Raw genomic sequence first — 6,579 nt, forward strand, 5'->3', positions numbered from 1 at the left:
GTTGGCGAATTGCGTGGACGCTACGTCGCAGCACTACGCGCGGCGGACAATCATGACATCGCTCCGCTTCTGGAATTCGCACGCAGCTGACAGGGTCCATCGCATTTGCGACAAAGACGGTCGGTAGCCATATGGCGCCCAATTGGCGGCACTCCAAGGTTCTTTGCCCATTCCGGGTTCGCGACATAGCAAGGATGGACAGGCGGGTCCCAATGCTCTTGAGCAGATTCGAACTCTCCACGCTGTATTTATCTTCACCGCTCCTAATCAGATCAACTGCTTAACTTTCGAAGCGTAAGACGGCCTATTCTCCAATAGGAAGTTCAATTTCTTCACGATTTTTCTTCGCGCCCTCTATCAGGACCGTCTTGAAACGATCAGCATCTTGTGCCGGCAGCATTCCCGCCCCTCCTCGAACACCTTCTTGCCACGCAAGCCCACGCTCCCATGCTTCATTGTAGACGAGCGCCAAGTCAGCAGATCGCCTTGTCTGCTGCAGAGCTTCAAAGAGCAGCGCAGCTTGGCGAAGGTCCTTTTCTCGCTTCGCTGCCCCCTGCCCGTCAGTGTGTCTGCGGCTGGCGACAATGAGCTTGTGGACCGCATACCGCGACGGGTCAGGAACGGCAACTGGAACTCCGCTTCGGTGCAGCAGCATTGTCCTAACGGGCTCCCTTATGAGGAAGTCGAGAAAGCGGAGTGGATCCGCACTGGCGCCGCCAAGAGCGGGCATCGTTGCCGGCTGGTCAATATAGTCGTCTGAACCACGGTTCGAAGTCAGGAACTCAACCCTGTAACCCTCGGCGTTCTGAAAGGCCGATGAGGCCGCGGATCCCGATCGATGTGGAACTGGGTGGAAGCTGGCGTCGACGTCCCGCAGAAGCTCGAGAATCGGAGGCAGACTATCTTCAACTTCCCGGCTGATGGCGTAATCCTGAGCAATGTCCGCATCGCCGGTCAGAATTGCAGCCATGGGAAGGCGGACGCCCAGCAATCCCGAATAGCACTGGAAAGCCACCGTGCCGATGAGAACACCCCGGAGCCGAAAAAGACCGCCATCGGCAAGAGCCTCTACGATGTCTCCCGACATTGCATCAGGCTCGCTCATACCGCCGTCGCGTGTCAGGGTATTTACCAAACGCCTGCGAGCGCGTAGATCATCCTTGTCCCGCTTATGATCAGCTACGCGGCGTGCGATGTCCGGATCGTCGTTAGGACCGACGTAACGACGTTTCGTGCCACCATGCCCATCTGGGATGTCTAAGTACCAATACAAATGGTGTCCAAAAGCGATTTCTTCACAGGTCGTCAACAGATGGGTCGTGAAATATTCGCCGTTGATCGCCTGTCAGGCCCGACGTCGTAAAGCCAAGACCGGCTGCTCCTGGCGGATGGACGAGACCTATATACAGGTCAGAGGCAAGTGGACCTATTTCTACCGCGCCGTGGACAAGTTCGGAAAAGCCCTTGATTTCATGCTGTCAGAGCAGCGTGACGAAGCCGCGGCCAGCGCCTTCTTCGCTCGCACAATCGAAAACAACGGCTGGCCTGAAAAGGTCGTTATCGACAAGAGCGGCGCGAACCTTGCAGGATTGCAAACCATCAACTGACTGCTGCTGTTCCAGGGATGGTTCTGGCTGATCGAGATCCTGCAGGTCAAATACCTAAACAACATGATCGAGCAGGATCACCGGTTCATCAAGAAGATAACCCGGCCTATGAAAGGCTTCAAATCCTTCCGGTCTGCCTCGGCGACGTTAGATGGGATCGAAGTTGCTCACATGATCCGCAAGCGCCAATTCTCAAACAGCGATCAGCCCGCATTTCAACAATTCGCTGACCTTGCAACATAAATGTGCCTAGCGATAGCCGTCCATGCGGCCGCCTTAAAAGTTTGCGACAGAACCTCATCAGATGAGACTCTTCATGAAGTACCGACAAATGCATTCCGTAGAGGTCGCCGCGGCAAAAGCGTCGATCAGCCGAGCCACGGCATACCGGGATCGTTTGCGGGAGGGGGCGGAATCCTACACTAAGGACGCTGCCTTGGCCAAATCCGCCATTGCCCGTGTTGCCGACTGAAGCCGTTCATCACCCATGTAGCGGGACAGCTCCGCTTTGGCTGATTTCCATACAGGAAAGGCATCTGCCATGAGCTGACGCCCAGCGCTAGTCAATTGTAGCCGCTTTCCTGCGCGGCCACGTCCACCGTCAGCGCGGACTAAACCTTTCACCTCGAGGTTCTGAACGTTTCGGCTGAGAGTAGTCGCATCGACCCCTGCGCTGGCCGCGAGGTCAACGAGTGTAACGCCCTCGGCAGCTCCAACCCCGACCAACAGGCTGAATTGCTCGGCCGTCAGCCCGAGCGGCTTGAAGCAGGCGTTATAGTAGCGCGTGACTGCACGCGCCGTCGCACGAGCCTGAAAGCCCGGACATTCGGCTGCAACCCCCCTCAAAGATTCTGGATCAAACCCGCTCACGTCTGCACCTCTCGACAACCCGATGCGGGCATAATAGTGTATATGCATCATTTGGCAATATTTGGAGATGTACCATGCCAGCGTACGTGCATATCAATCTGCGTGTCATCGACCCCGCCAAGCAGGCGGCGCTCGCTCCTCGCTTTCAGGCAGCTCTACAAGAAGCGGGCGGGCAAATTCTGTATTTCGGTCGTGTTGCCCAGGTTCTTGAAGGCGATGAGGCGCCTTTCCCAATAGCTGGCGTGTTTGAGTTTCCAACCCTGGCCCAAGCGTTAGCCTTCTACAATTCTGAGAAGTACGCACCGATCAAGACCGAACGCCGGGAGGCTCAGGAAGCGAGGATGTTCGTTGTCGAAACCGGTTGAGGCGTCACGACACGAAAGTGGTGAATCTGTCCGTCTTTTGAGAACGTATGTAGAACCTATTTCTGTTTGATGGACGACGACGGCAGCCCCGCGTCTTGGCCCAAAAGCGCGCCGGCTTGCTCGCCGAGCAGCGCAACGAAGGCTTTCGTTCTTGCGGTAGGGCGCGGTCCCGGCGGGTAGATGGCATGGACCTCCATCCGCTTGAATTCATAGGACGGCAGGATGGGAACCAACTTTCCCTCGGCGACCTCGCGCCCACAAACGGCCGTGTGCAGGGCACCGATCCCTCTTTCCGCCAGCAACGCTTCGACCAGCGGCCTCCAATGATTGACGCGCCAAAGGGTCCGAATTGGCACCTCCACCGACGTACTATTCGGACCGACCATATGCAACCGTTCATCGGTGGCCAGGCCGGCGACTCGGATGAAGGGATGCGCAACAAGCTCTGCCGGTTCGCGTGGCAGCCCCTGCCGCTCGAGATAACCGGGGGCGGCCAGCAGGAGCCGCCGGATTGTTCCTAAGCGACGGGCGATGAAATTGCCACTGCCGATCTCGCCGATGCGGATGGAAAGATCGACGCCTTCGGTCACCGGATCAACGAAGCGGTCGTTCAAGATCAGATCGATCGCAAGACCCGGATGCCGTTTTTGGAATTCGATGAGCAGCCTTGGCAATGTCACCTCGCCAAGGCCATGTGGCGCCGCGATCCGGAACGTTCCGGTCAGCGATGTCTCTGCCGAGGCGACGGAAGCCTCGGCCTCCTTGACGGCTTCGATGGCGCGCTTGGCATGCTCGTAGAAACGCACGCCGGCGTCGGTCGCCTGCACCGAGCGTGTCGTCCGGTAGAGGAGCCGCGTCCCCAAATGCTTTTCGAGCTTCTCGACGCGCTCGCTGACAGTGGGCTGGCCAAGACCAAGATCGCGCGCCGCAGTCGAAAGGCTGCCGCGTTCGACGACACGGGCAAAGACGCGCATGGCAGAAAGCATATCCATGACCGCATTCTATCGTCTTTTACGATAAATAAAATCGCCTTTTGCTCTCTTTTGAAGGTTATGACGATCAACGACATTGGATCCGGTCAACAATCCAACCGGAGAACCAACCTTGCAGACCAACACCATTCAAGCGGGCAATACGCAGCCTCAGCCATTCCAGGGTCAGAACGTCGTCATCATTGGCGGTTCCTCGGGGATCGGCCTTTCGACGGCCGCGCACGCCAAAGACGCTGGCGCGAACCTGTTTCTGATATCCCGCAACGCGCAGCGTCTTCGGGAAGCTGCCGAGGCGATCGGCGGCGCAACACAGATCGTCGCTGACATTGCCACCCCTCAGCCGGCGATATTTGCAGACATCGGCAGGATCGATCATCTGCTGATCACGGCCGGAACGGCACGTCTGCTGCCACTCAAGGATCAATCGGAGGCGGATCTCATGCAGGTCATGAGAGAGCGACTGATCGGTCCCCTGCTGACTGTCAAAGCCGCTCTGCCCCTCCTGCATGCGGGAAGCTCCATCACCCTGACCTCGGCGCAACTGGCCTCCCGCCCGCTCGGTATAGGCACAATCATGGCTGCTGCCGTGTCCGCAGTCGAAAGTACGGTGCGCGCGCTTGCCGTCGAACTGTCGCCGATCCGCGTCAACGCGGTCTCGCCGGGAATGGTCGATACCCCGTTGCTCGACGGTCTGATGGGCGATGCCAAGCGGCAGGTGCTCGAGCAGACCGCTTCGACTCTGCCTACCCGCAACGTCGGTCGGCCGGAGGATATCGCACAGGCCATTCTCTTCCTGATGGCGAACCGCTTCGTGACCGGAGAGGTGTTGCATGTAGACGGCGGCGGCCGCTGGGCATAGTGGGCACCTAAGCCTGTTTAACTTTCGATACGCCTGATTTTTCGGCTTTGAGAGCGTGGTAAAGCGCGGTCTTACCGATCTTTACGCGAGCAGCAGTTTCACGAACATTGAGGCCGGATGCCAGATGCTGACGAGCTTTCGCGAGTTTCTCCGGTGTTGCGACCGCTTGGCGACCACCGCGCCGGCCTCGTTCCTCTGCGGCTTGCAGCCCCGCGCGCGTCCTCTCCCGGATCAGATCGCGCTCGAACTGTGCCATCGCCCCGAAAAGGTGGAAGACCGGGCGACCGCCGGATGTAGTGGTGTCGATGTTTTCGGTGATGGATCGGAAGCCGACGCCCTTCGCTTCCAACTCAGTGACGATCTCGATGAGGTGCTTCATCGATCGGCCGAGACGATCAAGCTTCCAGACCGTCAGCGTATCGCCGTCACGTGCGTAACGGATCGCCTCGGTCAGGCCGGGGCGGTCCGTCCTCACACCTGACGCCTTGTCCTCGAACAGCCTCTCGCAGCCCGCCGTCCGCAGAGCGTCGAGCTGCAGCGCCGTGTCCTCGTCTCCAGTCGAGACCCTCGCATAGCCGATAGCCGTCATAAGATGTGCGTTGTCCGTTTCCCCGTTCATTACGGACAATGTCCGATTTGCCGTTAAATGGCCAGCTTTGCGGACAAAACCTGTGGACGCCGCCAAACGTCCGTTTGTCGGACAGCCATTTTCCAGTTCGCTGCACCTGAGCAACGAAACTGGAGCATGTGTTTCGGCGTGCAAAATTGGGTCTGACGCAATCTCGATGACATCAGGGTGCTCCCACGATCCGTGCCTCAAGCAAATCGAGTTTTCCGCGCCCGTACATCTGGCGCTTGATGAGTTTGAGCTTGGTGATCTGGCCCTCAGTCTGGCCGTTCGACCACATTGAAGTTATTGCATTCTGGACCGCTGCCCGGTCGCGGATGACGCCGTTGGCGAATGACGCGACCAGGCTTGTTGCTGCGCGGTCGATCCAAGCTTCCAGATTATCTTTAGACTTGCTGCGCAGCATTTTGTGGAAGCTCTCGACGACATCCCTGGCCTCGACAAGATCCGGTAGCCTCGCTTCGATGGCGGCGACTGTCATCGTTTGAGCCTTGGTCAGGTTGTTGCGTTCAAGCGTCATCAGGCGGACGATAGTGCGTGCGGCCGGCGCATGTCCGAGTCCGTTCTCGGCCTTTTCGGCACGCCTTCGCCGCGTTGCCCATTCGGTGACAACACGCAGACCGCCGCCGAAGCCGGCAAACCGAAGCTGCCGCCAAAGTTCAGCGCCGTTCCGCAATCCGGCGTCCCATTGCGCTTCAAGCCAAGGGAGATGCGGTTCCAGGGAAGTTTGCCGGACCCGAAAGATGTCGGTCCGCTGACCACGGACGACACTGCGAACCAGCTTTCGGCTGTACCCGGTTCTGCGCACGATCTCCTTGATGGATACGGCTTCGCTGACGAGACCACGGATGACGGCGTTTGCCTCTTCACGCCGCAGATATCCCTCATATTGCAGTCGCTCGGCGGCTGTCAGAAGCTTTGGATTTACAGTTGCTGTGCCGATTGCAATGCGGACCTGCCGCATCGACTTGCGAACGGCGTCAAGAAAGGCGTGGCTGGCGTTCTCCATCAGATGCCAGCGGTCGGCGACCTGTTCGGCCTATGGCAGGGCTTGTGCAGCGGCCTGTGCATATCCGCCGCCGCGGTCTCTTGCCACGATTTCGATTTGCGGCTGCTCGGCCAGCCAGGCCTTTGCGGTCGAGGGTTCTCGGTCGGGCAACAACGGACGTTGGTGCGCGGATCGTTAATCGCGGTGGGTTAGGTGCGGTGGCCAGCTCAATAACCGGTCTCCGCCACGATGCCTTTCAAGCACAACGCC

Annotated in this window: 5 protein-coding genes and 4 pseudogenes; 4 read left to right on the top strand and 5 right to left on the bottom strand. The window is 58.7% G+C overall.

Translation table 11 applies throughout. From position 1 onward, the window contains the following. A pseudogene (locus FHT28_RS36965) lies at nucleotides 1-90 on the top strand (cell filamentation protein Fic); the annotation flags it as partial. Nucleotides 91-304: 214 nt separating this feature from the next. Here FHT28_RS36965 and FHT28_RS35680 read toward each other — a convergent pair. Continuing rightward, nucleotides 305-1,270 (bottom strand): annotated as a pseudogene (locus FHT28_RS35680) (GSU2403 family nucleotidyltransferase fold protein); the annotation flags it as partial. Nucleotides 1,271-1,304: 34 nt separating this feature from the next. Here FHT28_RS35680 and FHT28_RS35685 point away from each other — a divergent pair. Further along, nucleotides 1,305-1,850 (top strand): annotated as a pseudogene (locus FHT28_RS35685) (IS6 family transposase); the annotation flags it as partial. 174 nt (nucleotides 1,851-2,024) lie between these two features. Here the strand turns inward: FHT28_RS35685 and FHT28_RS35690 are convergent. Next, the gene (locus tag FHT28_RS35690; protein ID WP_348645063.1) at nucleotides 2,025-2,528 is read right to left on the bottom strand and encodes a MarR family winged helix-turn-helix transcriptional regulator; all 504 of its coding nucleotides are present in this window, start codon (nucleotides 2,526-2,528) and stop codon (nucleotides 2,025-2,027) included. A 23-nt stretch (nucleotides 2,529-2,551) separates the two neighbouring features. On the opposite strand from FHT28_RS35690, the gene FHT28_RS35695 reads away from it, so the two are divergent. After that, a complete protein-coding gene (locus FHT28_RS35695; RefSeq protein WP_168598904.1) occupies nucleotides 2,552-2,842 on the top strand; it encodes a DUF1330 domain-containing protein in 291 nt (96 codons plus the stop codon). Nucleotides 2,843-2,898: 56 nt separating this feature from the next. Here the strand turns inward: FHT28_RS35695 and FHT28_RS35700 are convergent, their stop codons facing one another. Beyond that, a complete protein-coding gene (locus tag FHT28_RS35700) occupies nucleotides 2,899-3,834 on the bottom strand; it encodes a LysR family transcriptional regulator (protein ID WP_168598905.1) in 936 nt (311 codons plus the stop codon). 112 nt (nucleotides 3,835-3,946) lie between these two features. Here FHT28_RS35700 and FHT28_RS35705 point away from each other — a divergent pair, with 112 nt between their 5' ends. After that, on the top strand, nucleotides 3,947-4,693 hold the full coding sequence (locus tag FHT28_RS35705) for an SDR family oxidoreductase (protein ID WP_168598906.1): 747 nt from the start codon (nucleotides 3,947-3,949) through the stop codon (nucleotides 4,691-4,693). A gap of 7 nt (nucleotides 4,694-4,700) precedes the next feature. On the opposite strand, the gene FHT28_RS35710 is transcribed toward FHT28_RS35705, so the two are convergent. Then, nucleotides 4,701-5,282 (bottom strand): recombinase family protein, encoded by a 582-nt coding sequence (locus FHT28_RS35710; RefSeq protein ID WP_168598908.1) that lies wholly within the window; start codon nucleotides 5,280-5,282, stop codon nucleotides 4,701-4,703. 202 nt (nucleotides 5,283-5,484) lie between these two features. After that, nucleotides 5,485-6,483: pseudogene (locus tag FHT28_RS35715) on the bottom strand (ISL3 family transposase); the annotation flags it as partial. Nucleotides 6,484-6,579 lie beyond the last annotated feature (96 nt).

Origin of the sequence: Rhizobium sp. SG570 (assembly GCF_012275345.1) — a bacterium.
In the GTDB taxonomy this organism is placed as follows: Bacteria; Pseudomonadota; Alphaproteobacteria; order Rhizobiales; family Rhizobiaceae; genus Rhizobium; species Rhizobium lusitanum.

What these genes read in the sequence shown, in the direction of transcription:
- FHT28_RS35690 (WP_348645063.1), bottom strand. Translation starts at nt 2,528, where the DNA reads ATGATGCATATACACTATTATGCCCGCATCGGGTTGTCGAGAGGTGCA.
- FHT28_RS35695 (WP_168598904.1), top strand. Translation starts at nt 2,552, where the DNA reads ATGCCAGCGTACGTGCATATCAATCTGCGTGTCATCGACCCCGCCAAG.
- FHT28_RS35700 (WP_168598905.1), bottom strand. Translation starts at nt 3,834, where the DNA reads ATGGATATGCTTTCTGCCATGCGCGTCTTTGCCCGTGTCGTCGAACGC.
- FHT28_RS35710 (WP_168598908.1), bottom strand. Translation starts at nt 5,282, where the DNA reads ATGACGGCTATCGGCTATGCGAGGGTCTCGACTGGAGACGAGGACACG.